Genomic DNA, 23,664 nt, shown 5'->3' on the forward strand with positions numbered 1-23,664 from the left:
CCTTGTCAGTGGTGACCCGTAGGGTGGTCGGGCTATGACAAAGCCATCCCTTCCCGAGCTCCTCCACGCCGCCGTGACCGCCGTCGGTGGTACGGAACGGCCTGGCCAGGCCGCCATGGCCGAGGCTGTTGCCGAGGCTGTCGACGACAACGCCCATCTGCTCGTACAGGCCGGCACCGGCACCGGCAAATCCCTTGGCTACCTGGTGCCCGCGCTGGCACACGGGGAGCGCGTCGTGGTGGCGACGGCGACCCTGGCACTGCAGCGCCAGCTCGTGGAGCGCGATCTTCCGCGTACGGTCGACGCTCTGCATCCGCTGCTGCGCCGCCGCCCCCAGTTCGCTATGCTCAAGGGCCGCTCGAACTATCTCTGCCTGCACCGGCTCCATGAAGGAGTGCCCCAGGACGAGGAGGAGGGGCTCTTCGACCAGTTCGAGGCTGCGGCCCCGTCGAGCAAGCTCGGTCAGGATCTGCTGCGGCTGCGGGACTGGTCGGACGAGACCGAGACCGGCGATCGCGACGACCTCACCCCGGGCGTATCCGACCGTGCCTGGGCGCAGGTCTCCGTCTCCTCCCGCGAATGCCTGGGCGCCAGCAAGTGCGCGTACGGCGCGGAGTGCTTCGCGGAGCAGGCCCGTGAGCGTGCCAAGCTCGCCGATGTCGTCGTCACCAATCACGCCCTCCTTGCCATCGATGCCATCGAGGGCGCTCCGGTGCTTCCGCAGCATGAGGTACTGATCGTCGACGAGGCCCATGAGCTGGTCTCCAGGGTCACCGGAGTGGCCACCGGCGAGCTCACGCCCGGCCAGGTCAACCGCGCGGTACGCCGAGCGGCGAAGCTGGTCAACGAGAAGGCCGCCGACGCCCTGCAGACCGCGTCGGAGGGCTTCGAGCGAGTGATGGAGCTGGCGCTCCCCGGCCGTCTGGAAGAGGTCCCCGAGGACCTCGGCTACGCACTGCTCGCTCTCCGTGACGCCGCGCGTACGGTGATCTCGGCCCTGGGTACCTCCCGGGACAAGTCCGTCCAGGACGAGGACGCCGTCCGCAAGCAGGCACTCGCATCGGTGGAGACGATTCACGGCGTCGCCGAGCGCATCACCCAGGGCTCGGAGTACGACGTCGTCTGGTACGAGCGTCATGACCGTTTCGGCGCCTCTGTGCGGGTCGCCCCGCTCTCCGTCTCCGGACTTCTGCGGGAGAAGCTCTTCGCCGAGCGATCCGTTGTCCTCACCTCGGCCACGCTCAAGCTCGGTGGGGATTTCAACGGGGTGGGGGCGTCGCTCGGACTCGCTCCTGAAGGCACCGCGGGCGACGACATTCCGCAGTGGAAGGGGCTCGACGTCGGGTCGCCGTTCGACTACCCGAGGCAGGGAATCCTGTACGTCGCCAGGCATCTGGCCACGCCCGGGCGGGAGGGTTCTCGCACCGACATGCTGGATGAGCTCACCGAACTGGTGGAGGCGGCGGGCGGGCGCACCCTCGGGCTGTTCTCGTCCATGCGGGCGGCCCAGGCCGCCGCCGAGGAACTGCGTGGTCGGCTCGACAAGCCGATCCTGCTGCAGGGTGAGGAGACCCTCGGAGAGCTGATCAAGAACTTCGCGGCCGATCCCGAGACCTGCCTCTTCGGCACGCTTTCGCTCTGGCAGGGCGTGGATGTGCCGGGGGCCAGCTGCCAGCTGGTGGTCATGGACAGGATCCCGTTCCCACGCCCCGACGACCCGCTGATGAGTGCACGCCAGAAGGCGGTCGAGGAGGCGGGAGGAAATGGGTTCATGGCTGTCGCGGCGACGCATGCCGCGCTGCTGATGGCTCAGGGCGCCGGCCGGCTCGTACGGGCCACGGGCGACAAGGGTGTGGTCGCGGTGCTCGATCCGCGGCTGGCCAACGCCCGGTACGGCAGCTATCTGCGCGCCTCGCTGCCCGATTTCTGGTACACCACCGACCGCAACCAGGCGCGCCGCTCACTCGCGGCTATCGACGCGGCAGCCAAGGCCAACGACCAGTAGCCCGCCCCGGGTGCCCGGCGGCACAGGCAAGGCCCCGGGATCGGCGCAGTGGATCCCGGGGCCGGTCGGAAAGCGGCGAGTCTTCACACCCGCCGCAGCACCGCCACTACCTTGCCGAGAATCGTCGCCTCGTCGCCCGGGATCGGCTGGTATGCGGAGTTGTGCGGGAGCAGCCACACATGGCCGTCCTCCCGCTTGAAGCGCTTGACCGTGGCCTCGCCGTCCAGCATGGCTGCGACGATGTCGCCGTTCTCCGCGACTGGCTGGCGGCGCACGGTGACCCAGTCGCCATCACAGATCGCCGCCTCGATCATCGAGTCACCGACGACCTTGAGGACGAACAGCTCTCCGTCACCGACCAGCTGGCGGGGGAGCGGGAAGACGTCCTCGACCGATTCCTCGGCGAGGATCGGACCACCGGCTGCGATCCGGCCGACCAGCGGCACATACGACGCCGCGGGCTTTCCTGTCGTATCGGTGGGCTGCGAGCTGGGCTGGTCCGAACCGCGGACTTCGTACGCCCGCGGGCGATGGGGGTCGCGACGCAGGAAACCCTTGCGCTCCAGAGCCATCAGCTGATGGGCGACGGAGGACGTGCTGGACAGGCCCACCGCCTGACCGATCTCCCGCATCGAGGGCGGGTACCCACGCCGCTGCACGGAGTCCCGGATCACCTCGATCACTCGCCGCTGCCGGTCCGTGAGCCCCGAGCTGTCCGCCCGGATACCTGGAGGTCGGCCGGGCAACGAGCGCGCTGGGCGCACGGGCTCCGGCTCCTCCGTGTTCGTGACTGAGTCATTCATGGCATGCACCGGCTCGAGTCGGCTCTGGGAGCGGTCCTGGGCAGTGATGGTGGCACTGTCTGCGGTGGTGGTCACGTCGGCCCCTCTCGAATGGTCTCCCTAGCTGGACAACGGTAGTAGCTTTCGAAAGGTTGCGCCAAACACACGTTCGAGTGAAAAACGAATAAAAATCTGTCGTGTGTTCACTGCTGGGTGTATGCGCGACGGCCGGAGTGGCCGGGACCCCTGCTTGGGGCGACTCCTTGGGGTGACCGGCAATTCGGACTATTACGGTAGCGTTCGCCGGCGCGGCGTCGCCACGCGGGGTGGCCTCCGCGTCGTTGTCCGAGTCTGACAGCGGAAGCCCCGCAATCCTGGCAGCCCCACGGTTCCCGTAACCTCGTGCTTCGCCGTACGCTGCCTGCGGTCCGCCCGCGATGCGCGACACGCGCTAGGGCCGAACGTGCGACCAAACCCAAGATCTAGTGGTTGGATTGTTCCAGTCGCCCAGAAGTTGTGGTCCCCGGTCCGTCGGGGGTGCGGCCATCGCCTATGCTTGTGACTGCTTCGAGGGGCCCTGGCGGGCCCTGCAGAGGCTATTCGATCGTGCTGTGAAGGAGGGTTGGGAGCCATGCACTGCCCCTTCTGCAGGCACCCCGACAGCCGGGTCGTCGACAGTCGCACCACCGATGACGGCACGTCGATCCGCCGTCGCCGTCAGTGCCCCGACTGCTCCCGCCGTTTCACGACGGTGGAGACCTGCTCGCTGATGGTGGTGAAGCGCAGCGGTGTGACGGAACCCTTCAGCCGCACCAAGGTCATTTCCGGCGTGCGTAAGGCATGCCAGGGGCGGCCGGTCACCGAGGACGCCCTCGCCAAGCTCGGTCAGCGGGTCGAGGAGGCGGTGCGTGCCACCGGCAGCGCCGAGCTGACCACCCATGACGTGGGTCTGGCCATCCTCGGCCCCCTGCAGGAACTCGACCTCGTCGCGTACCTGCGTTTCGCGTCCGTGTACCGGGCGTTCGACACACTTGAAGACTTCGAGGCCGCCATCGCGGAACTCCGCGAACGACGGTCTCCCGTGGAGGAGTGCGGGAGGGGCGAGACCCTTGAGGTCCCCGTTCCCGCCGTCGCCGCCGACTGAGCGACACCGGCCGATCGGCACAGGTCCGTGGATCGGTGACAGGGCGGCTGTATATAGACCTGCTCCGGGCGCTATGCGTGGCGCCCGAAGCATCAGAGACAGACTGTGCCCCGGGAAGTTCTGGGCACTTCAGGGCGTTTTTGCCCACATATGGGAGGCGGCATGACAGAGACGGCGAGCGGCCCGGCACGAGGTTCCCGAGCCAAGGGATCCAAGTCGAGCAAGGGTCTGCGTATCGAGCGCATCCACACCACCCCCGGCGTACATCCGTACGACGAGGTGGCATGGGAGCGCCGTGACGTCGTCATGACCAACTGGCGCGACGGCTCGATCAACTTCGAGCAGCGTGGCGTCGAGTTCCCCGACTTCTGGTCGGTGAACGCGGTCAACATCGTCACCAGCAAGTACTTCCGCGGGGCCGTCGGCACCCCGCAGCGCGAGACCGGTCTGCGACAGCTCATCGACCGGATCGTGAAGACGTACCGCAAGGCCGGCGAGGACCACGGCTACTTCGCCTCTCCCGCGGACGCCGAGATCTTCGAGCACGAGCTGGCGTACGCCCTCCTGCACCAGATCTTCAGCTTCAACTCGCCGGTCTGGTTCAACGTCGGTACCCCCCAGCCGCAGCAGGTCTCCGCCTGCTTCATCCTGGCCGTCGACGACTCCATGGAGTCGATCCTCGACTGGTACAAGGAAGAGGGCATGATCTTCAAGGGCGGCTCCGGTGCCGGCCTGAACCTCTCCCGTATCCGCTCCTCCAAGGAGCTGCTCTCCTCCGGGGGCAACGCCTCCGGACCGGTCTCCTTCATGCGCGGTGCCGACGCCTCCGCCGGAACGATCAAGTCCGGTGGCGCCACCCGGCGCGCGGCCAAGATGGTCATTCTCGACGTCGACCACCCCGACATCGAGAACTTCATCGAGACCAAGGTGAAGGAAGAGGAGAAGATCCGCGCCCTGCGCGACGCGGGCTTCGACATGGACCTGGGCGGCGATGACATCACGTCCGTCCAGTACCAGAACGCCAACAACTCGGTGCGCGTGAACGACGAGTTCATGAAGGCCGTCGAGTCCGGCGGCAAGTTCGGGCTGCGTGCGCGGATGACGGGTGACGTCATCGAAGAGGTCGAGGCCAAGTCCCTCTTCCGCAAGATGGCCGAGGCGGCGTGGGCCTGCGCCGACCCGGGCATCCAGTACGACGACACGATCAATCAGTGGCACACCTGCCCGGAGTCCGGCCGGATCAACGGCTCGAACCCCTGCAGCGAGTACATGCACCTGGACAACACCTCGTGCAACCTGGCCTCGCTGAACCTGATGAAGTTCCTCAAGGACGACGGCAAGGGCAACCAGTCCTTCGAGTCCGAGCGCTTCGCCAAGGTCGTCGAGCTGGTCATCACCGCGATGGACATCTCCATCTGCTTCGCCGACTTCCCGACCCAGAAGATCGGCGAGAACACCCGCGCCTTCCGCCAGTTGGGCATCGGTTACGCCAACCTCGGCGCCCTGCTGATGGCGACCGGCCACGCGTACGACAGCGACGGCGGCCGAGCCCTCGCCGGTGCCATCACCTCACTGATGACCGGCACCTCGTACAAGCGCTCCGCCGAGCTCGCCGCGGTCGTCGGCCCGTACGACGGCTACGCCCGCAATGCCGAGCCGCACCAGCGCGTCATGAAGCAGCACGCCGACGCCAACGCCGCGGCCGTCCACATGGACGACCTGGACAACCCGATCTGGGCCGCCGCGACGGAGGCCTGGCAGGACGTGATCCGCCTCGGCGCGAAGAACGGTTTCCGCAACGCCCAGGCCTCGGTCATCGCACCCACCGGCACCATCGGTCTCGCGATGTCCTGCGACACCACCGGCCTCGAGCCCGACCTCGCCCTGGTCAAGTTCAAGAAGCTGGTCGGCGGCGGCTCGATGCAGATCGTCAACGGCACCGTCCCGCAGGCCCTGCGCCGCCTGGGCTACCAGGAGGAGCAGATCGAGGCGATCGTCGCCCACATCGCCGAGCACGGCAATGTGATCGACGCCCCCGGTCTGAAGACCGAGCACTACGAGGTCTTCGACTGCGCGATGGGTGAGCGTTCCATCTCCGCGATGGGCCACGTACGCATGATGGCCGCGATCCAGCCGTGGATCTCCGGCGCGCTGTCCAAGACGGTGAACCTGCCGGAGACGGCCACCGTCGAGGACGTCGAAGAGGTCTACTTCGAGGCGTGGAAGATGGGCGTCAAGGCGCTCGCGATCTACCGTGACAACTGCAAGGTCGGCCAGCCCCTCTCCGCGAAGACCAAGAAGAAGGAAAAGTCGGCAACGGACGCAGTCACGGCCAAGGCCGAGGAGACCATCCGTACCGCGGTCGAGAAGGTCGTCGAGTACCGCCCGGTCCGTAAGCGCCTTCCCAAGGGCCGTCCCGGCATCACCACCTCCTTCACGGTGGGCGGCGCCGAGGGCTACATGACCGCCAATTCCTACCCGGACGACGGTCTCGGCGAGGTCTTCCTGAAGATGTCCAAGCAGGGCTCCACCCTCGCCGGCATGATGGACGCCTTCTCCATCGCAGTCTCGGTCGGTCTGCAGTACGGCGTCCCGCTGGAGACGTACGTCTCGAAGTTCACCAACATGCGCTTCGAGCCGGCCGGTATGACGGACGACCCGGATGTGCGGATGGCGCAGTCGATCGTCGACTACATCTTCCGCCGCCTCGCGCTGGACTTCCTGCCCTTCGAGACCCGCTCGGCGCTCGGCATCCACTCGGCCGAGGAGCGTCAGCGTCACCTCGACACCGGTTCGTACGAGCCCTCTTTTGAGGACGACGAGCTGGACGTCGAAGGCCTGGCCCAGTCCGCCCCGGTGCGGACGGAGCCCCTGAAGGTGGTGGCCGCCGTGCAGGAGGCCGAGAAGCCGGCCCCGAAGACGGCGCACACCTCGGCGGAGCTCGTTGAGATGCAGCTGGGCATCAGCGCGGACGCGCCGCTCTGCTTCTCCTGCGGTACGAAGATGCAGCGCGCCGGATCCTGCTACATCTGCGAGGGCTGCGGCTCGACTAGCGGTTGCAGCTGAAAACGAGCGGAATTGCGCCTGATGCAACATTGAGCATCTGCTGCTGAGGGCGCTGATCCGCACTTGAGAGAGGGTGCCGGCCATCGGTCGGCACCCTCTCCGGAGCGGCTGGCCCAGTCGGAGCAGACGATCGGCGAGCTCACGGACTTCCGTACGCTGCTGTCGGTGCCCGCGTTCACCCAGCCGCTGTCGCGCCCCAGACCGTAGATGCCGTACGGGATGGCGATCGGGGTGTCCGGGTCCAGGAAGTCGTGGCCCGGGGCGGTGACCGGCTCAACCTCATCCGGTATCGCCGCAGCAGCCCATCCACCATGCCGCACCGAGAAGTTGGCTCGAATCCGGCAGTAGTTTCCTCACGGCTCCTGACCCGCTTCCAGTTCGTCGCCGACCACCGGCGCCGCTTCGGCGTGAAGCGGCTGTGCACCATCCTCGGGATCGCCCGCTCGAGCTTCTGCTACTGGCGCAAGACCGCGCCTGCCCGGGCCGCCCGGCATGCGCCCGACGCCAGGCTTGCCGGACGCATACAGGTCGTCCACGCCGAGTCGGACGGCAGCTATGGCGTCCGGCGCATCACCGCCGAACTCCACGAGGACCGCGAGCGCGTCAACGACAAGCGCATCGCCCCTGTCACGCGCGGCATCGGGCTCGCCGGCCTGCGCCGCAAGCACCGCACGACAGTTGCGGACCCGGCCTCCGCGAAGGCGACCGATCTGATCGGACGCGACTTCACCGCCTCACTGCCGAACACCAAGTACGTAGGCGACATCACGTACTTGCCGGTGGCAGGAGTGAAGTCGCTAAATGGCGGATGTCCCACGAGCTGAGGACGTCGGGCAGGCGGTCGACGTCGATGTATTCAGGGTTGATCAGTACCTTGCCGGGCGAGAGCAAGAGAAATGTCGTGTCGATGTGCATGGGAGCGCGGCAGCGGCTCTCGATCTCGTGGATGCGATAGCCAGGTCCGAGATGGCGGCGCAACCAGTCGATGCCCATTCGGTTGGTGACGTTGCTTCGCGTAACGAACAGGTCGCGTCCCGCGCGCACGAAATCCGCCGCGTCGAACACTGGCTCGAACTCGGTGAGGATGTAGCGCATAGGCTCGCCGACCTCGGGGATACAGAAATCCGCCTCGAACAATGCGTCGGTGAGCTGCGGCTTTGGTGCCACCGTCCAGCGCGCACCGCGCCGGAAGTAGTCCTTGACGATCGCGCGATAGGAGTGGGTCTCGAAATATCGGCACGGCCATGCCATCGGGACCTCGATGATCTCGTCGCCGATCACGAGCATGCTGTCACGAGGACAGGTGTTGCAAAAACCGCGCGACGACCAGTCGGGGGTACCGAAGCGTTGCCTGTGGTCGACCGCGTCCGGGCGCGTGACCGTGATACCGAGGGACTGCAGGAGGGAAATGAACTGATCGAGCTCCTGCTGCGCCGGCTCGATCAGCATGCGCGGATACTTGAAGCCGGCGGCAAACCCCCTGCAACCGCGCCGCCCATCGTGGGATGTTGCAGGCCACGACCGGATGGCTGGAGGGGATCGTCGCGCCATCGAGACGCCCGACGATGATCTCCTCCAGCGGGTCCCACTCGTTGTGCGAATTGACCGGCGAAACGAGGGGTTCCGCAGCGCTGTCGATCATGGGCGATAGCGCCGACATCACGCGTGGTCCGCAGCCCACGTATGGGCATCGTTGTCTGCCGCCGCCGTCAGAATGTCGGGCCTCTGTACTACCGCCATGCTCGACCGCTTTCGATCGCAGAAGTCAGTGACTCACTGTATCCAATAAACTGCTCACGGTGTCCTGGTCTGGCTATCTGTGTCAACGGACAGAACCATCTGCCTGGCCTCTGGCAACTACGGATGAACCCTCGGACTGGGAAAACCGGCCTCTCGGTTGCGGGCAGCCGTGTGCACACGCGGAGCGCGCCCGGAGCGGTCCACGCTTCCATCGGCAGCCGAGAATCAGGTGGGGAAGAGCGGTGCCGGCTCGCTCTCTTCAGCCCATTGACGGGAAGTCAGGAAGCCGTATTCGTACCGGTTATCGAGCTCGGGAATCGGACCGGGTTTCCTGATCGGATGATCTCGGGGCGATCGGCGCATGAGGACAGGGCCTCTTGAGTAGTTCGGGGGTATTGAAACCGGCCGGTCCGCCCAGGAGGCCTTGTTTCCTCAGTTCGCCCTCGCACGGGTGCGTCAAATTCACGGCTGGTCTTGGTTGTTGAAGTTCCGCTATTGGGCGGGGTGAGCCTGCCCTCAACCGCCACCTACCGCGTCTCCGCGCGCACGGCACAGCGGGGGATTTGCGGCACCCGCCACTCCGGCAAGCGCCGCGCGGCGCGATCTCCGGGATCACCGCCCGGGCCGGGAATTCGGACCGGCACAGCCGAGTGGCTGCACACGGTGGCTGCCCAGGTGTGCTGCGTGGACCGTGCCCTGTGACGTGTCACGTTCCGGGCGTACGGCTTCCCATCATTGCGGCGAACGAATCGGGGTCCCCGTCGAAACTCCGGACCGATCCGTGGAACTCCCAGACGCCGGACGCACCGCGGACGAACTCGGCGACGGTTGCTGCGGTGGCGGCGCCGACCGCGGAGAAGTCGTCCTCCGCAAGGTTCGTGTAGCCCTCTCGAATCTGAACGCCGGTGTTCGCTATTTCGGCGAATGTCCTGCGGCCGTCTCGCTGCTGAATGGCGACTCCGACGACAACCCGGGTGTACGTGGTCGACAACCGGTCCAGCTCGAGAGTCATGACCTCGTCGAAACCGAGGCCCTGACCGGTCCTGCTGTCACGGTTGAGGGTGATGGTGCCGTCCGGGGAGCGGCTGTCGAAGTGCACGAGATACGCAGGGCTGCCGTACGGCGCCTGCGCGAGGTAGGTCGCCGCGATGATGTCCAGGTCATGGGCCGGGGCACCCGGAGGGCTGGGATCCCATTTGAGCCTGATTTCGACCTTTTCGATGTCCTTGTTGGGCGTGCTCATCGGACTTGCCTCCCTGGCTTGCCGCTGGGCCGTCGTCGGGCCGTTCATACCACCTGATCATGTCCGTAACCGGCCGTGGATCCAACCGGCTTGGCCGTCCGCGATGGAATCGAGCCACCCTCGGTTCGGCGATTCAGTACGGAATCCGGCGCGGCGGCTTCCGGCGGACCTCGTTCCGGAGATCTCGATGGTGCTGCTGACCTGTCGGGTGAGATGGGTGTGCTTGATGTGGTCGAGGTGGAGGCAGTTGCGGGCCACCCGTCCAGCTCAGATTGGCGAGCTGGACGTGCTTGCCCTGGTGGAGCAGGGAGAGCGCGAGAGGGAGGCCCGCATAGATGTCGAAGCCGCCGCCGGCCCCTGCGACAAGGATGTGCTCCGCGGACTCGAGGCGGGAGAACAGGGGGTTGGTGTGCAAGAGGCCATGTAGATCATTCTGTGGTTCACAGCCACTGATTCGGTCGTACTCCATCAGAGCGTGACCCGCGCTACGTTCGGCACCGTACGATGGCGCGGTGCTGGTCAAGTGGATTCGTTGCACCGTGGTGGACCGTCGAGGTTTTGAACGGGGACAGCGAAAGTGGGCGGGGCTGCTGGGTGAGCCGGGGTTCAGGGGACAGGGTGGCGGGTGGAGTCGAGGGCGTCCTGAAGTGGCCCACGTCTTCGCTTTCTGGGAGAACCGCGTCTTCTACGACTCGTTCATGGCGCGTGCGCACGACCCACTGGCTGCCGCGCAGTCCGGCACGTACAGCAGCATCCAGGTCAAGCTGTTCGAGTACCGCTTTGATGTGAAGACCGGCTTTGAGCCCCGCTTCACCGATGCGGATGTTGTCAGGGTGGCGCACAGCAAGGTGCACGAGGACCGGGTCGAGCATTTCGCATTGATGCAGGAGAGGGTGTGGAATCCGGCGATGGCCGGATCGCCGGGCATGGTGCGAGGGGTGTTCGGGGAGGCGCCGGGGCACGAGTTCCTCGCGTTGTCCATGTGGCAGTCGAGCGCCGAGCGTGGCAAGTATCGGGCGGGGAGCATTGAGCGGCTGACACAACGGGCGCAGACCGAGGACGATGTGGCGGCGGTGACGGGAGACGTCGTGCAGCTTGAGCCGTCCTGGACGGTGTGATCGGCCGAGACGGATCGGTGTGGCGGGGACAGCGCGCCGGGGCGTCGGCCGCTGATCAGGCTGGTTCGGCCGAGACGGGCGGGGTGTTGAAGACGCCCGTTCGGGCAGCTGCCAGCGCCGCGTCGGCAGCTTGGTCGGCCGGCGTCTCGTCGATGGGCTCGCAGGTGATGAACAGCCTGAAGAACAAGGGCGAGGCTACGGCCCTGACCCGCGCCCCCGCGTCAGTGTGCCGGTCCAGTTCGTGGCGAGCGACAGCGCGCGCGACGATGACCTCGCAGCGGGTGAACCGCTCCGAGTAGAAGGTGCTCAGCGCTTCGGCGGCGCGCTGGGACTGGAATCCCGCGGCGATGAACGCGGTCGGCGCGGCCGCTGCGGCAGGGTCGGTGAAGACGTCGGCTGTCGTGTGCGCCAGGGCGCGCAGATGTCCTTCCAGGCTTCCGGTGTCGGGCGGTGTCCAGCCGTCCTCTCCAGCCAGGTCCAGGGGCGGCCGGCCGCGCCATCAAGGACCGGCAACGGGGCGGGGAAATCCACTTTGCTCCGCGTCATGGCAGGCGTGCTCGAGCCGGACGCGGGCCGAGTGGTCCGGCGCGGAGGAATCGGCCACCTCGCGCAGGAAATACCCGCGCACCGCCCAGCGGAGAGAGTGCTCGCGGCATTCGGCCGAGGACTGGCGCTCACCGACGAAGAGCAGGCGGAACTGCTGCTCTCGTACGGACTGTTCCGGTCCCGGGATCTTCAGGTGCCGGTCGGATCGCTTTCCGCGGGGCAGCGCAGACAGCTCGCTCTCGCCCGTCTGCCGGCCCGGCCCGCGGACCTGCTGCTGCTCGACGAGCCCGCGAATCATCTGGCACTCGGGCTCGTGCAGGAACTGGAAGAAGCGCTGGCTCTCTGGCAGGGCGCGCTGGTGGTGGCCTCCCACGACCGGCTGCTGCGCCGCCGCTTCACCGGCGACATCCGTCGGATGGAGTCCGGACAACTGCTCGAATGAGTCGCAGCCGATCTAGGGTCGGTACATGGCACGACCACAACGCATTGTCCTCGTCCGTCACGGGGAGTCCGAGGGCAACGCCGATGACACGGTGTACGAGCGTGAGCCGGACCATGCGCTGAGGCTCACCGCGACAGGGCTGCGGCAGGCCAGGGAGACGGGCGTGCGGCTGCGCGAGCTGTTCGACGGGGAGCGGGTCAGCGTGTATGTCTCGCCCTATCGCCGCACGCACGAGACGTTCAGGTCCTTCGGGCTGGACCTTCAGCGGGTGCGGGTGCGGGAGGAGCCGCGGCTGCGGGAGCAGGACTGGGGGAACTGGCAGGACCGGGACGACGTGAGGCTGCAGAAGGCATACCGGGATGCGTACGGTCATTTCTTCTACCGCTTCGCTCAGGGAGAGTCCGGCGCCGATGTGTACGACAGGGTCGGAGCCTTTCTGGAGAGTCTGCACCGCAGCTTCGAAGCCCCCGACCACCCGCCGAATGTCCTGCTGGTCACGCACGGACTGACCATGCGTTTGTTCTGCATGCGCTGGTTCCACTGGTCGGTGGCCGAGTTCGAGTCACTGTCCAATCCTGGCAACGGGGAGACCAGGACGCTGATACTCGGAGAGGACGGGCGTTACACCCTTGACAGGCCGTTCGAGCGCTGGCGTACCCCAGAGCCGTACGGCATCACCGGATAGAGTGGAAGGGCGATGACAACCGCTGACTCTGCTTCCGACCAACGCTTCGAACGTGCCCTGGCCAGCCTGCGGGGGCTGTCCGTGGGGGACGCACTGGGTTCCCAGTTCTTTGTGCCCGCCAACTATCCGCTGCTGAAGCAGCGGAAACTTCCGCCCGGCCCCTGGCAGTGGACGGACGACACCGAGATGGCCTCGTCGGTGCTGGCCGTGCTGGTGGGGCACGAGCGAATCGACCAGGACGCGCTCGCTCATTCCTTCGCCGAGCATCATGACTTCGACCGGGGATATGGCCCTGCCGTGAACCGGCTGCTCAGGCTGGTACGGGAAGGCGGCGACTGGCGGGAGCTGGCGTCGGCGCTGTTCAACGGCCAGGGCTCCTGGGGCAATGGCTCGGCGATGCGCATTGCGCCGCTCGGCGCCTGGTATGCAGACGACCCGGAGCAGGCCACACACCAGGCCGAGATCTCCTCGTACCCCACACACCAGCATCGCGAGGCGGTCGTGGGAGCGATGGCTGTTGCGGCCGCGGCCTCGCTGGCGGCGGCAACAGAGGGATCACCCAGCCCGACAGAGCTCCTTGACGGCGTGATCGCGCTCGTGCCGCGCAGCGCGGTCGGTGCAGGGCTGCGCCGGGCACGCGACATGCTCGACTACGACGATGCCGGGACGGTCGCCGCGGTCCTCGGCAACGGCCGGCGTACCAGTGCACATGACACCGTTCCGTTCGCCCTCTGGTCGGCGGCGCGGAGCCTTGGCGATTTCGAGCAGGCTTTCTGGGGGACGGCCCAAGCGGGCGGCGACGTCGATACGACCTGCGCGATCGTCGGCGGAATCGTGGCAGCGGGCATGGCGGGCGGACCGCCTGCCGACTGGTCGGCACAGACGGAAGAGCTGCCGGACTGGCTCCCGCGGTAGTCCGAAGGTGACGACATTGCTGGGGTGCAGGCCGAGCGAACGCGGTGAGGCCTGCACCTGCTGTGTGTGGGGGCTGCGGCGGCGTGCCCAACCCTTTGTGCGGCAGGCAACAGGTCCGCCGCCGCCCCGGCTCCGCGCTGCGTCGCGTCCTTCACGAATGTGATCCAGTCACTGTTGAGCACTTCCAGTTGATGATCCTCAGTCGCGTTTTCCTGGCGTCGGCACAACACTTCGTGAGTACTGCCTTCGTGCGCACAGCTCTTCGGACGCATGTACCGCAGCAAACTGGCCGTCGGGACCCATGACCGTGCCGCAATTCTTTCTGCGGCTCGGCGTGCGGCCGGGGCAGCCGTCGGGCGCCCCGGGGTGTTGTCGGCGTTTCCATCGGCGTACGCTGACAGGCGCCATGCCGTACGAACCACCCACGCACACCGTCGAGCGCTCACTGCGCGCTACCACTGGTGCCAAGACCGTCGCCGGTGTCGACGAGGTCGGACGCGGAGCGTGGGCGGGTCCGGTCACTGTGTGTGCGGCCGTAACCGGCCTTCGCAGACCTCCCGCCGGACTTACCGACTCCAAGCTGATCAGCCCCAAGCGCCGCGCGGAGCTGGCCCCGTTGCTGGAGCGCTGGGTCACCGCGTTCGGTCTGGGTGATGCCTCTCCGCAGGAGATCGACGACCTGGGGATGACGGCTGCCCTGCGCCTCGCAGCTGTGCGTGCCCTCGAAGCCCTGCCGGTGCGGCCCGATGCGGTGATACTCGATGGCAAACACGACTACCTGGGACAGCCCTGGCAGGTCCGCACAGTGATCAAGGGCGACCAGTCCTGTATCGCGGTCGCGGCTGCTTCGGTGATCGCGAAGGTCCGACGGGACTCGATGATGGCCGAACTGGGCGCGGATTCCGGCGAGTACGCCGCCTTCGCCTTCGGCGCCAACGCCGGTTACCCGTCGCCCGTGCACAGGGCCGCGCTGGAGGAATGGGGACCTACACCCCACCACCGCCTCTCGTGGTCCTACCTCGACGCGCTGCCCAGGTGGCAGCACCTCAAGAAGGTCCGCTTCTCCGCCGAGGCGGCTGCACTGGAAAGCGGGGGCCAACTCGGCTTCGACTTCTGATCGCGCACATGTACCCACCCGCTGATGCCTTGTGTATCGGCATTTGATAGACAACCACCCATGCCTCCCATCCCCGAGGAGCCTCAGATTCACGAGAGCGCCCAGGGTCCCCGCGTCACTCCGGCCGCAGGCCGCACCGCGTCGACCCCCCGTCCCGTACCCGGTCCGCGTTCAGCGGCCATGCCGCGCCCCGGTCGCCCGGGACCCGGCCCCGCGAGGCCCGCGCCCCCGGCGCAGCGCCCGCACTCCACCTCCGGCCGGCCGCAGGCCGCCCGGCCGGAGAATCGTTCCGCACCGCAGATCCAGCTGGTCCCCGCCTCGGCTGCCGACGCACTCGACGCTGCCGACGAAGCGGTGGACCTGCTGCTCGACTCCGGACGCGCACCGGGCGACATCCTGGTGCTCACCACCGGTGAGCAGCACCCGTGGGCCGCGCACGAACTCTCCTTCGGCGAGGCCGCCTACTGGGCGCAGCAGGAAGTCGGCGATGACGTCTTCTTCGCCGGTGCCGCAGCCACGGACCGGGTGAAGCCCCGCCCCGTCGTGATCGTCGCCGTCAATGGCGACGGCGGTGACTCCGTTGCCGGCGCACTGTCCGGCGCGCAGGAACGCACCGGTGCCCTGCTGATCGTGTGCGGGGACCCGCAACGGATCAACGCGGTGCTCGGCGCCGACGTCTGATCCGTAGGGCACACAGGGTCGTGGTGGCCCGGCTGCTCGACAGGGCAGCCGGGTCCGCAACCACGGGTCAGCGCGCCGCGGTGCGTCGCAGCGCCTGAGCCGCACCGCCGCCGGTGCGCGGTGGGACCGGATCGTGGTCGAGCGATGTGTCGGCGAGAGCGGACGGCTGTGACGTCGAGTTGGGCCGTCGCCCGCCCCGCCCCTCGCCCAGCACGTGCCAGCCGCCGCGGGTCAGGGTGATGTACGCGCCGCACCGAAGGCCGTGCAACGTGCAGGCGTCCCGCAGGCCCCACATCCATGCTCCGTCCTCCTCCGTCCAACGCTCGTCGCCCTCGCGGCAGTAGAGCAGTACTGCGGTACGGACAGGTGTGCGGCGGCGCAGGTCGTGCGGGACGACCCGCCGCAGATGCGCCAGCAGCGCGTTGCGGAACTCCCAGCCGTCCGCGGCTATGGAGCGGCGGGCGAACGAGGCGCTGGCCGTGAGGCGTTCCTCATGGTCGAGTACGGCGACGACAGCGGTCGCCGGGATCGGCCGGTGCCGGGCGTGCAGGCCGCTGACAACCTCGCGGGGACTGCGCAGCAACGGTATGCCCGCTTCGGCCCACTCGGCCGGTTCGAGCATCCTGGCAAGGCGGTTGACGGAATCGGCGGATGCCGAGGACGCCGACATGGAAGTGGCTGCGGACGGAGTGAATCCGAAGGTCACGATCCTCCCTTCGCATACGCGCCCACGGTGCGGGCGGGGTCGGGCGAGGGCGCACCGCGGCACAGCCCTTCCGGGCCGCGAAAGGACCGCGCGGGGAGCGAACCCAATTCTTCCTGGCGTATCGGCAGGCGGCAACGAGCAATTGGCACCGCTGACGGGAATCGGCCGGAATGACTCTGATATCCCTGCCCATGCCGTGCCCGGATGACGCCTCCTGTCACGCTTGAACGGCGAGGACCAGCGGAAACACTCCCTGCGCCCCGGCCCGGCGCAGCAGCCGCGCGGTCATGGCCGGTGTCCAGCCGGTGTCCCAGAGATCGTCCACAAGCAGTAGGGGGCCGCCCGCCGTGGCCCAGGTATCGGCCGAGGATGGTCGTGGCCGAGCGGCTCCGTCCTGGCTGCCCTCGATCGGTGCGTGGCCCGGTGGGCCGTCTGTGAGCGGGGTGTCACGTGGGGTGAAGTGGCCGATTGTCCTTGCCATCAGGTTGCATGGGGGGCATGGACGATCTGGAACTCCGCACTGAAGCCGATGCCATCCTCGCTGAGCTCGTCGGTGCCCCGGGGGGGTCGGCGCGGCTGCGGGAGGATCAGTGGCAGGCGGTGGCGGCTCTGGTGGAGGAGCGCCGGCGTGCGCTGGTGGTGCAGCGCACTGGGTGGGGCAAGTCGGCGGTGTATTTCGTTGCTACCGCCTTGCTGCGCCGACGTGGTTCCGGCCCCACGGTGATCGTCTCACCGCTGCTGGCGCTGATGCGTAACCAGGTCGAGTCGGCGGCGCGGGCCGGTATCCGGGCGCACACGATCAATTCGGCCAACCCGGAGGAGTGGGACACCATCTACGGGGAGGTCGAGCGGGGCGAGACCGACGTTCTCCTCGTAAGTCCGGAACGCCTCAATTCTGTGGATTTTCGCGAACAGGTGCTGCCCAAGCTCGCGGCCACGACCGGTCTGCTGGTGGTCGATGAGGCGCACTGCATCTCCGACTGGGGGCACGACTTCCGCCCGGACTACCGCCGGCTGCGGGCGATGCTCGCCGATCTCGCCCCCGGCGTGCCGGTGCTGGCCACCACCGCGACCGCGAACGCACGGGTCACTGCGGATGTGGCGGAGCAGTTGGGCACCGGTGCCGGCGAGGCCCTGGTGCTCCGCGGCCCGCTCGAGCGGGAAAGCCTGCGGCTTGGGGTGGTCCAGCTGCCGGACGCCGCGCACCGCCTGGCCTGGCTCGCCGAGCACCTGGACGAGCTGCCGGGCTCCGGGATCATCTACACCCTCACCGTCGCCGCAGCCGAGGAGGCCACTGCCTTCCTGCGGCAGCGCGGCTTCCGAGTGGCTTCCTACACGGGGCGCACGGAGAACGCCGACCGGCTGCAGGCCGAGGTCGATCTGCAGGAGAACCGGGTCAAGGCGCTGGTCGCGACTTCGGCGCTGGGCATGGGCTTCGACAAGCCCGACCTGGGCTTCGTGGTCCATCTCGGCTCGCCGTCCTCGCCGATCGCCTACTACCAGCAGGTGGGGCGGGCAGGTCGCGGGGTCGAGCACGCCGATGTGCTGCTGCTGCCGGGCAAGGAGGACGAGGCCATCTGGCGCTACTTCGCCGATACCGCCTTCCCGCCCGAGGCTCAGGTACGGCAGACCCTCTCGGCCCTCGCCGATGCGGGACGGCCGCTTTCCGTGCCGGCCCTGGAGGCGGCGGTGGACCTTCGGCGCACCCGGCTGGAGACGATGCTCAAGGTGCTCGACGTGGACGGGGCGGTCAAACGGGTGAAGGGCGGCTGGACCTCCACCGGCGAGCAGTGGGTCTACGACTCCGAGCGGTACGCCTGGGTGGCGCGGCAGCGGGCGGCCGAGCAGCAGGCCATGCGCGATTACGTGAGCACGTCCCGGTGCCGGATGGAGTTCCTGCGCCAGCAGCTGGACGACGAGGGGGCGACCCCGTGCGGCCGTTGCGACAACTGCGCGGGGACCTGGGCCGATTCCTCTGTTTCGGCGGAGACGTTGACGGGGGCGGCGAAGGAACTGGACCGCCCGGGAGTGGAGGTCGAGCCGCGCCGGATGTGGCCGACGGGGATGCCCGCACTGGGCATCGACCTCAAGGGGCGCATCCCGGCCAAAGAACAGTGCTCCACCGGGCGTGCCCTGGGGAGGCTCTCGGACATCGGCTGGGGCAACAGGCTGCGCCCGCTGCTGGCTGAGAACGCGCCCGATGGGCCGGTGCCCGATGATGTCCTGCGGGCCGCGGTGGCGGTCCTCGCGGATTGGGCGCGCTCTCCGGGCGGCTGGGCGTCGAATGCCCCGGACGCCTGCGCCCGGCCGGTGGGCGTCGTCGCTGTGCCGTCCCTGGCCCGCCCACAACTGGTCGGTTCCCTCGCCCAGAGAATCGCGACCGTCGGGCGCCTCCCGTTTCTGGGCACCCTGACGCACACCGGGCCGAGCGGCGCACACGCCGTACGCCGCAGCAACTCCGCCCAACGCGTCAGGGCGCTGTCCGGCACCTTCACCGTCCCTGAGGATCTGACTGGTGCCCTGGCCCGCACTCCTGGCCCCGTTCTGCTCGTGGACGACTACACCGAATCCGGCTGGACCCTCGCAGTCGCTGCCCGGCTGCTACGTCTGACAGGCGCCGACCAGGTCCTGCCCCTGGTCCTTGCCGCAGCGGGCTGACATCCGCGCTCGTCGACCAGTTGCCTACGTCCGGTGTCATGTGTGCCCGCTGGAGGTGCGGACAGGCCGTTCCGCTTCCCGGGCATGGGGCGGAGCGGACTGGACGAGGACGCATTCGAGCTCGTCGAGAGCTTGGCGCGCTGTCGCAATGCGTTCGAGCAGCCGGTGCGGTTCCTCCGGCCCGGGCGTCGGGAGGCCCACCTCCTGCGGCTCGTCGTTCTCCATGTCCCGCGCTTCGTCGAGGGAGGTGATCACGACGCCGATGAGGACGTTGACGAGAACGAAGGAGGCGAGCAGGACGTAGGAGGCGTAGTAGAGGATGCTCCAGCGGGAGATCTCCAGGCCCGCGTGGACCGCGTCGCCGATGCCGTCGAGTGTCATCAGGAGGAAAAGGGTGAGGACGGCGCGGCCGATGGAGCCGTAGTGCTCGGGATCGTGGCGTGCGAAGAAGACCCAGCCGACCATGGCGTACATGTACAGCAGCAGTGCCCCGACGAGCAGGAAGCTGAGCGTTCCGGGCAAGCTGCGGGCGACCGCGACCAGGACGATGCGCAGCTGCGGCAGGAAACGGGCGGTGCGCAGTACCCGTGCGAGCCGCAACAGCCGTAGCACGGTGGTGTTCTCGCGTACGACGGGCAGGACGGCGCTCAGCACGACGGCCAAGTCGAAGAGGTTCCAGGGATCGCGGAAGAAGTCCCTCGGGCGGTCGGCATGGGCGGCCAGGCGCAGGAGGATCTCGACGGTGAAGGCGGCGACACAGCAGTGTTCGGCGAGGCGTAACCAGCGTTGCCAGTCCTCCACCAGACCGGTGTACGTCTCGACGCCGAGCAGCGCCGCGTTGGCGAGGATCAGGACGAACACGGTGACGGCGAACCACCGCGCCTCCGTGACGGCACGGCACCGCCGTGCCAGGGACACACGCGCCGTGGGGATGGCGTCCGTCATCCTGCTCTGTTCCTCCGTGCAGCACACTGTTCCCGGCCAACCGGGCTGGAAGGCGGGATGGTTGAGCAATCATGCTCCAGGAGAGACTTCTACAGCACTGTAGATTGAGACGCGTCACCGGTACGCCTTATCGGCCGTCGTCCACCCCTCGGAGAAAGCAGACCCTGATGTTCGGCTTGAGTGAACTGGCCGTGATCCTCCTGGTCGTCGTCGTGGTCCTCGGGATCAAGAAGCTGCCGGAGCTGACACGTTCAGCGGGCAAGGCGACCCGAATCTTCAAGAACGAGGCCAGAGCGCTCAAGGAGCAGGACTCTCCCAGCGCCTCATCCGGTCCGGGGCATGTGGTCTGCGGAACCATCGTCGAGCGGGACGAGCCCTCCCCGCGTTCTTGAAAGCGGGCGAAGGACGAGTGCCCGCCGCAACGCTCGCCGCGTAATAGAACGAAGACAAGGCACGTAATCCACCATCTGCTGTCGGAAGCCGTCGAGTTGACGCAGCAACGGCAATGGTGCCGGTGTTGTTCGCCAAGGTGGTCCTGTCCCCCGCCGGCGCCGTCGTGGTCCCCGATCTGGGCGTACCACTGTGTCGATGGGGGCCCGATTCGGGGCGTATGTGTCCTCCGCGCCGCGTTCGGTTTGCTGCTGCGGTGCTAGGCCGCCTGCGGGTGCAGGAGGAGGGCGAGCAGGTCATCGAGGGCGACCATGCCGGCGAGGTGGCCGGTGTCGTCGCAGGCGAGGGCTGGTGAGGCCCGGCGCTGAGGCAACAGGTCGACGGGCGCGGCCGACCGTGTCCTGTTCGGTCAGCTCCGGCGCGGGGTGGGCCAGTTCACGAGCGGTGACCCTCCGTCCTCACAGGCCGGCGATGAGTGCGTCACGCGCGTGCATGGAATCGAAGACGAGAGCGCCGTCGCGAACCAGCAGGCGGTTACGGTCGCATAGGCGCCGGCCCGCACTGCCGTGATGCACCTCACGGCAGTTTAAAATTTGCGCAATATATAAACTGTTGTCATGGGAGCAAGCAGCACGACGAGCTGGGAAGCCGCGATACTCGACGGAGGGCCTGCGGATGGGCTGCGGATGCGGGTCGCCGACCGCCCGTCGGCGATCCAAGTCACCTATCCCTGTGAACTGGATGCCCCGGCGGGCGGCGTGCGCGCAGAGGCGCTGTACATCTACCGTCGCGATTTCCGCGTGAAGAGTGAGCCACTGCGCTACGGCTTCGACGGGGCCAGTCCCTGATGGGGGCCGCCGCGCACAGCTCGGCGGGCCGTGTTGGTCTCCGTGTTCGACTGGGCTGACGCGTTCTCCCCGGGAGTGCGCTGGATGACGCGCGCTGCCGACTGGCCGGACGCGTCATCGGGTGAGGTGGTGGAGGGCTGCGCGGCGCCGTCGTCCTTCATGGCCTTGGCCTCGCTCTTGAGGATGCGCATGGACTTGCCGAGTCCGCGGGCTGCCTCCGGCAGCTTCTTCGAGCCGAACAGCACGATGACGACGATCGCCACGATCAGCAGGTGCCAGGGTTCCAGTCCGTTGCGGAGCATCCCGCCCACCTCATTCTCTTCACCGGGCAGCGGGGCCCACCGGGTGCGGCGCACCGTCTGCAATGATTGCTATATTGCGCAACTGTATAACCATGGGGCGGGGCCAGGCGTCCCCTCCGTATGAGTCGGACGGATGAGGGCGCACACATGACGACCAGCCAGCAGGCGACGCCTCCGCGCCACAGGCGCAGGGTGGAGCCGCCCCGCCAAGGCGGACCCCGCGGCAGCCGCACCGCACGGCGACGCAAACACGGCCCGGCACGCATCGCTTTTGCCATAGTGGTGTCCGTGCTGGTGCTCGGCACTGCCGGGCTGGGCTGGATCTACCTGAAGCTGAACGGCAACATCGATACCTTTGCCGCGGACGGCGTCTCCGGCGAGCGTCCCCAGGCCGGCTCGTCGAAGGGCAAGAACGTTCTCGTTATCGGCTCGGACGCGCGCACCGGCGGCAACAGCGCGCTGGGCGGCGGCGACAAGGACGACATAGGCCGCTCGGACACCGCGTTCCTGCTGCACGTGTACGCCGACCAAAAGCACGCCGTCGCGGTGTCCGTCCCGCGCGACACCCTGGTCACCATCCCGCCCTGCAAGCTGCCGGACGGGTCGTGGACCAAGACGCGGACGAACACTATGTTCAACGAGGCGTACTCGGTCGGGCAGACCGCGAAGGGCAATCCGGCCTGCACCCAGAACACCGTGGAGAAGCTGACCGGGCTGCGCGTGGACCACACCGTCGTCGTCGACTTCAAGGGCTTCGCGGAGCTGACGGATGTGGTGGGCGGCGTGAACGTATGCCTGCCGCAGGACGTCTATCAAGGGGACCTCAACCCCAACCGCACCACCCGGGGCAAGGTCCTGTTCCACAAGGGCGAGCAGGAAGTCTCGGGCCAGAAGGCGCTGGACTACGTACGCATCCGGCACGGCATAGGCGACGGCTCCGACATAGGCCGCATCAAACGCCAGCAGGCGTTCGTCGCGAGCCTGATCCAGAAGGTGAAGAGCGACGGGCTCACCCCGACCAAGCTGCTGCCGCTCGCGGACGCCGGTACGAAGTCGATGACCGTCGCCCCCGGCCTGGGAACGGCCAACAAGCTGATCTCGTTTGCGATGTCGCTGGAGAACATCGACCTGCACAACACCAAGTTCGTCACCATCCCCTGGCGTTACGAGGGTTCACGCGTCGCCATCGTCCAGCCGGACACCGACGCCCTGTGGGCGGCGCTCAGGGCCGACCAGACCATCGATGGCAAGGACGCCGGCGGCAAGAAAAGCGGAACGGCGGCCACCGCCTCCGTGTCGCCGAGCGTCGACGAGCAAGTGTCCGGGAAGGGCATCGACGTCGCGGTGTACAACGGCACCACCGCCAGCGGCTTGGGTGCCCGCGCCGCGGCGACCCTCGACGACCACGACTTCACCGTGACCGGTACGGCGAACGCAAGCACCCAGGATCACGCCACCACAGTGATCGAGTACGGGCCCGGTCAGAAGCCCCAGGCCCAGTCGGTCGCCAAGCTCTTCCCCGGCGCCCGGCTCCACTCGGCGACCAGCGCGGGCATCAACCTGATCCTGGGCCAGTCGTACGCGACCGACGACCGCTCGGCCGAGTCCACCGCCGTGCCCACGGAGGTGGCAGACGACGCCCGCTCCGCCGACGGCGACCTTTGCTCCAATCTCTCCTACGGATAGGGGCATTGCTCGTGATTGCTTCGCAAGTCGCCCCGGTTCTCGGTTCGGTATGTTTGGTCGCGTGGCCGGGTGGATGCGCCGAGCCCCACGATGGGTCGTGGTCCTGGTCCTGGTGTACGTCGTCGTGCTGGTCTCCGTGGGTGTTGTCTCGCACGTCGCAGATCTCGTCCAGAACGGTCTGCGTCCGTACCTCTGGGCCCCTGACTGGCTGAACCTGTTCTGGTCCTCGCTGGCGGTGTTCGACGCGTTGGCGGCCCTGCTGTTGCTGTGCGGGAAGCGGGCGGGTGTGGATCTCACGTGCGCCATCATGACGGCCGATCTGGCAGCCAACTGGTACGCGGTCCACTGCATCCTCCACAGCGGCTTTCTCGCGGCGCCGGGCCTGCAGCGACTTGCTGCTTTCACGGCGTTCGTGTTCGTGTCGGGGCCGTGTCTGCGCCCCCGCCTCGGACGCCTCATCGCGGCCGCAGGGCCGGTCTGAGCACTTGTACAACGAACGGATCAGCAGTGCTCGGAGGGGTCTCACCCGTCGACCGTCTTCCCTGCCTCGGCCCAGTTGGAGTGCAGACGGTCCGGGGGCTGCCGGTCTCGGCTGTCGGAGCAGGCGCAGAGGCTCCGTGGGACGCGGTCGCGGGGCCAAGCGTA

Annotated in this window: 22 protein-coding genes and 3 pseudogenes; 15 read left to right on the forward strand and 10 right to left on the reverse strand. The window is 67.8% G+C overall.

The genetic code is table 11. The annotated features are described in order from the left end of the window. Window positions 1-34 precede the first annotated feature (34 nt). Window positions 35-2,005 (forward strand): ATP-dependent DNA helicase, encoded by a 1,971-nt coding sequence (locus ABTZ94_RS07065; protein WP_351198311.1) that lies wholly within the window; start codon window positions 35-37, stop codon window positions 2,003-2,005. Window positions 2,006-2,088: 83 nt separating this feature from the next. On the opposite strand, the gene lexA is transcribed toward ABTZ94_RS07065, so the two are convergent. Continuing rightward, on the reverse strand, window positions 2,089-2,883 hold the full coding sequence (gene lexA, locus ABTZ94_RS07070) for a transcriptional repressor LexA (protein WP_351198312.1): 795 nt from the start codon (window positions 2,881-2,883) through the stop codon (window positions 2,089-2,091). A gap of 535 nt (window positions 2,884-3,418) precedes the next feature. On the opposite strand from lexA, the gene nrdR reads away from it, so the two are divergent. After that, window positions 3,419-3,931, forward strand: a complete 513-nt coding sequence (nrdR, locus tag ABTZ94_RS07075; RefSeq protein ID WP_351198314.1) for a transcriptional regulator NrdR — start codon at window positions 3,419-3,421, stop codon at window positions 3,929-3,931. A 162-nt stretch (window positions 3,932-4,093) separates the two neighbouring features. Continuing rightward, entirely contained in the window at window positions 4,094-6,997 is a 2,904-nt protein-coding gene (locus ABTZ94_RS07080) for a vitamin B12-dependent ribonucleotide reductase (protein ID WP_351198316.1), read from the forward strand. 161 nt (window positions 6,998-7,158) lie between these two features. On the opposite strand, the pseudogene ABTZ94_RS07085 reads toward ABTZ94_RS07080, so the two are convergent. After that, window positions 7,159-7,272, reverse strand: a pseudogene (locus tag ABTZ94_RS07085) (ISAzo13-like element transposase-related protein); the annotation flags it as partial. 36 nt (window positions 7,273-7,308) lie between these two features. On the opposite strand from ABTZ94_RS07085, the gene ABTZ94_RS07090 reads away from it, so the two are divergent. After that, on the forward strand, window positions 7,309-7,821 hold the full coding sequence (locus ABTZ94_RS07090) for an IS3 family transposase (RefSeq protein ID WP_351198318.1): 513 nt from the start codon (window positions 7,309-7,311) through the stop codon (window positions 7,819-7,821). Here the strand turns inward: ABTZ94_RS07090 and ABTZ94_RS07095 are convergent. From ABTZ94_RS07095 to ABTZ94_RS07105, 3 genes and pseudogenes are all read right to left on the reverse strand, one after another. Continuing rightward, window positions 7,805-8,657: pseudogene (locus ABTZ94_RS07095) on the reverse strand (amidinotransferase); the annotation flags it as partial. The gene ABTZ94_RS07090 and the pseudogene ABTZ94_RS07095 overlap by 17 nt on opposite strands. Window positions 8,658-9,443: 786 nt before the next feature. Beyond that, a complete protein-coding gene (locus ABTZ94_RS07100) occupies window positions 9,444-9,980 on the reverse strand; it encodes a TerD family protein (RefSeq protein ID WP_351198320.1) in 537 nt (178 codons plus the stop codon). 241 nt (window positions 9,981-10,221) lie between these two features. Then, window positions 10,222-10,449 (reverse strand): annotated as a pseudogene (locus tag ABTZ94_RS07105) (hypothetical protein); the annotation flags it as partial. Between the two features lie 43 nt (window positions 10,450-10,492). On the opposite strand from ABTZ94_RS07105, the gene ABTZ94_RS07110 reads away from it, so the two are divergent. Further along, window positions 10,493-11,098: a YdbC family protein gene (locus ABTZ94_RS07110; RefSeq protein ID WP_351198322.1), complete on the forward strand. Its 606-nt coding sequence runs from the start codon at window positions 10,493-10,495 to the stop codon at window positions 11,096-11,098. 55 nt (window positions 11,099-11,153) lie between these two features. On the opposite strand, the gene ABTZ94_RS07115 is transcribed toward ABTZ94_RS07110, so the two are convergent. Beyond that, window positions 11,154-11,579: a TetR-like C-terminal domain-containing protein gene (locus ABTZ94_RS07115; protein WP_502967193.1), complete on the reverse strand. Its 426-nt coding sequence runs from the start codon at window positions 11,577-11,579 to the stop codon at window positions 11,154-11,156. On the opposite strand from ABTZ94_RS07115, the gene ABTZ94_RS07120 reads away from it, so the two are divergent. From ABTZ94_RS07120 to ABTZ94_RS07140, 5 genes are all read left to right on the forward strand, one after another. Further along, window positions 11,520-12,086 carry an ATP-binding cassette domain-containing protein gene (locus ABTZ94_RS07120; protein ID WP_351198324.1) on the forward strand — a complete coding sequence of 189 codons (567 nt, stop codon included), beginning with the start codon at window positions 11,520-11,522 and terminating at the stop codon, window positions 12,084-12,086. The genes ABTZ94_RS07115 and ABTZ94_RS07120 overlap by 60 nt on opposite strands. A gap of 25 nt (window positions 12,087-12,111) precedes the next feature. After that, window positions 12,112-12,771 (forward strand): histidine phosphatase family protein, encoded by a 660-nt coding sequence (locus ABTZ94_RS07125; RefSeq protein ID WP_351198326.1) that lies wholly within the window; start codon window positions 12,112-12,114, stop codon window positions 12,769-12,771. 12 nt (window positions 12,772-12,783) lie between these two features. Further along, window positions 12,784-13,686, forward strand: coding sequence for an ADP-ribosylglycohydrolase family protein (locus ABTZ94_RS07130; RefSeq protein WP_351198328.1), 903 nt, complete (start codon window positions 12,784-12,786; stop codon window positions 13,684-13,686). 406 nt (window positions 13,687-14,092) lie between these two features. Then, window positions 14,093-14,803 (forward strand): ribonuclease HII, encoded by a 711-nt coding sequence (rnhB, locus tag ABTZ94_RS07135; RefSeq protein ID WP_351198330.1) that lies wholly within the window; start codon window positions 14,093-14,095, stop codon window positions 14,801-14,803. A gap of 60 nt (window positions 14,804-14,863) precedes the next feature. Beyond that, window positions 14,864-15,484, forward strand: a complete 621-nt coding sequence (locus tag ABTZ94_RS07140; RefSeq protein WP_351198332.1) for a hypothetical protein — start codon at window positions 14,864-14,866, stop codon at window positions 15,482-15,484. A 67-nt stretch (window positions 15,485-15,551) separates the two neighbouring features. Here ABTZ94_RS07140 and ABTZ94_RS07145 read toward each other — a convergent pair whose 3' ends face one another. Next, window positions 15,552-16,190, reverse strand: coding sequence for a hypothetical protein (locus ABTZ94_RS07145; RefSeq protein ID WP_351198334.1), 639 nt, complete (start codon window positions 16,188-16,190; stop codon window positions 15,552-15,554). Between the two features lie 217 nt (window positions 16,191-16,407). Continuing rightward, window positions 16,408-16,671: a phosphoribosyltransferase gene (locus ABTZ94_RS07150; protein WP_351198359.1), complete on the reverse strand. Its 264-nt coding sequence runs from the start codon at window positions 16,669-16,671 to the stop codon at window positions 16,408-16,410. A gap of 17 nt (window positions 16,672-16,688) precedes the next feature. On the opposite strand from ABTZ94_RS07150, the gene ABTZ94_RS07155 reads away from it, so the two are divergent. Further along, the gene (locus tag ABTZ94_RS07155; RefSeq protein WP_351198336.1) at window positions 16,689-18,848 is read left to right on the forward strand and encodes a RecQ family ATP-dependent DNA helicase; all 2,160 of its coding nucleotides are present in this window, start codon (window positions 16,689-16,691) and stop codon (window positions 18,846-18,848) included. A 36-nt stretch (window positions 18,849-18,884) separates the two neighbouring features. Here the strand turns inward: ABTZ94_RS07155 and ABTZ94_RS07160 are convergent, their stop codons facing one another. Then, window positions 18,885-19,793, reverse strand: coding sequence for an ion transporter (locus ABTZ94_RS07160; protein ID WP_351198337.1), 909 nt, complete (start codon window positions 19,791-19,793; stop codon window positions 18,885-18,887). Window positions 19,794-19,960: 167 nt separating this feature from the next. On the opposite strand from ABTZ94_RS07160, the gene ABTZ94_RS07165 reads away from it, so the two are divergent. Then, window positions 19,961-20,185 carry a twin-arginine translocase TatA/TatE family subunit gene (locus ABTZ94_RS07165; protein WP_351198339.1) on the forward strand — a complete coding sequence of 75 codons (225 nt, stop codon included), beginning with the start codon at window positions 19,961-19,963 and terminating at the stop codon, window positions 20,183-20,185. A 615-nt stretch (window positions 20,186-20,800) separates the two neighbouring features. Next, window positions 20,801-21,031 carry a hypothetical protein gene (locus tag ABTZ94_RS07170; RefSeq protein WP_351198341.1) on the forward strand — a complete coding sequence of 77 codons (231 nt, stop codon included), beginning with the start codon at window positions 20,801-20,803 and terminating at the stop codon, window positions 21,029-21,031. Here the strand turns inward: ABTZ94_RS07170 and tatA are convergent. Then, window positions 21,004-21,333, reverse strand: a complete 330-nt coding sequence (gene tatA, locus ABTZ94_RS07175; protein WP_351198343.1) for a Sec-independent protein translocase subunit TatA — start codon at window positions 21,331-21,333, stop codon at window positions 21,004-21,006. The genes ABTZ94_RS07170 and tatA overlap by 28 nt on opposite strands. A gap of 147 nt (window positions 21,334-21,480) precedes the next feature. On the opposite strand from tatA, the gene ABTZ94_RS07180 reads away from it, so the two are divergent. Continuing rightward, window positions 21,481-23,019, forward strand: a complete 1,539-nt coding sequence (locus tag ABTZ94_RS07180; RefSeq protein WP_351198345.1) for an LCP family protein — start codon at window positions 21,481-21,483, stop codon at window positions 23,017-23,019. 61 nt (window positions 23,020-23,080) lie between these two features. Beyond that, window positions 23,081-23,500: a hypothetical protein gene (locus tag ABTZ94_RS07185; protein WP_351198347.1), complete on the forward strand. Its 420-nt coding sequence runs from the start codon at window positions 23,081-23,083 to the stop codon at window positions 23,498-23,500. The last annotated feature ends 164 nt before the right edge of the window (window positions 23,501-23,664 follow it).

It is taken from the genome of Streptomyces sp. NPDC002785, from assembly GCF_040295565.1.
Classification (GTDB): Bacteria; Actinomycetota; Actinomycetes; order Streptomycetales; family Streptomycetaceae; genus Streptomyces.

Coding starts and splice junctions, on each gene's coding strand:
- ABTZ94_RS07065 (WP_351198311.1), top strand. CDS start 35: ATGACAAAGCCATCCCTTCCCGAGCTCCTCCACGCCGCCGTGACCGCC.
- nrdR (WP_351198314.1), top strand. CDS start 3,419: ATGCACTGCCCCTTCTGCAGGCACCCCGACAGCCGGGTCGTCGACAGT.
- ABTZ94_RS07080 (WP_351198316.1), top strand. CDS start 4,094: ATGACAGAGACGGCGAGCGGCCCGGCACGAGGTTCCCGAGCCAAGGGA.
- ABTZ94_RS07090 (WP_351198318.1), top strand. CDS start 7,309: ATGCCGCACCGAGAAGTTGGCTCGAATCCGGCAGTAGTTTCCTCACGG.
- ABTZ94_RS07100 (WP_351198320.1), bottom strand. CDS start 9,980: ATGAGCACGCCCAACAAGGACATCGAAAAGGTCGAAATCAGGCTCAAA.
- ABTZ94_RS07120 (WP_351198324.1), top strand. CDS start 11,520: ATGTCCTTCCAGGCTTCCGGTGTCGGGCGGTGTCCAGCCGTCCTCTCC.
- ABTZ94_RS07125 (WP_351198326.1), top strand. CDS start 12,112: ATGGCACGACCACAACGCATTGTCCTCGTCCGTCACGGGGAGTCCGAG.
- ABTZ94_RS07130 (WP_351198328.1), top strand. CDS start 12,784: ATGACAACCGCTGACTCTGCTTCCGACCAACGCTTCGAACGTGCCCTG.
- rnhB (WP_351198330.1), top strand. CDS start 14,093: ATGCCGTACGAACCACCCACGCACACCGTCGAGCGCTCACTGCGCGCT.
- ABTZ94_RS07140 (WP_351198332.1), top strand. CDS start 14,864: ATGCCTCCCATCCCCGAGGAGCCTCAGATTCACGAGAGCGCCCAGGGT.
- ABTZ94_RS07150 (WP_351198359.1), bottom strand. CDS start 16,671: ATGGCAAGGACAATCGGCCACTTCACCCCACGTGACACCCCGCTCACA.
- ABTZ94_RS07155 (WP_351198336.1), top strand. CDS start 16,689: ATGGACGATCTGGAACTCCGCACTGAAGCCGATGCCATCCTCGCTGAG.
- ABTZ94_RS07160 (WP_351198337.1), bottom strand. CDS start 19,793: ATGACGGACGCCATCCCCACGGCGCGTGTGTCCCTGGCACGGCGGTGC.
- ABTZ94_RS07165 (WP_351198339.1), top strand. CDS start 19,961: ATGTTCGGCTTGAGTGAACTGGCCGTGATCCTCCTGGTCGTCGTCGTG.
- ABTZ94_RS07170 (WP_351198341.1), top strand. CDS start 20,801: ATGGGAGCAAGCAGCACGACGAGCTGGGAAGCCGCGATACTCGACGGA.
- tatA (WP_351198343.1), bottom strand. CDS start 21,333: ATGCTCCGCAACGGACTGGAACCCTGGCACCTGCTGATCGTGGCGATC.
- ABTZ94_RS07180 (WP_351198345.1), top strand. CDS start 21,481: ATGACGACCAGCCAGCAGGCGACGCCTCCGCGCCACAGGCGCAGGGTG.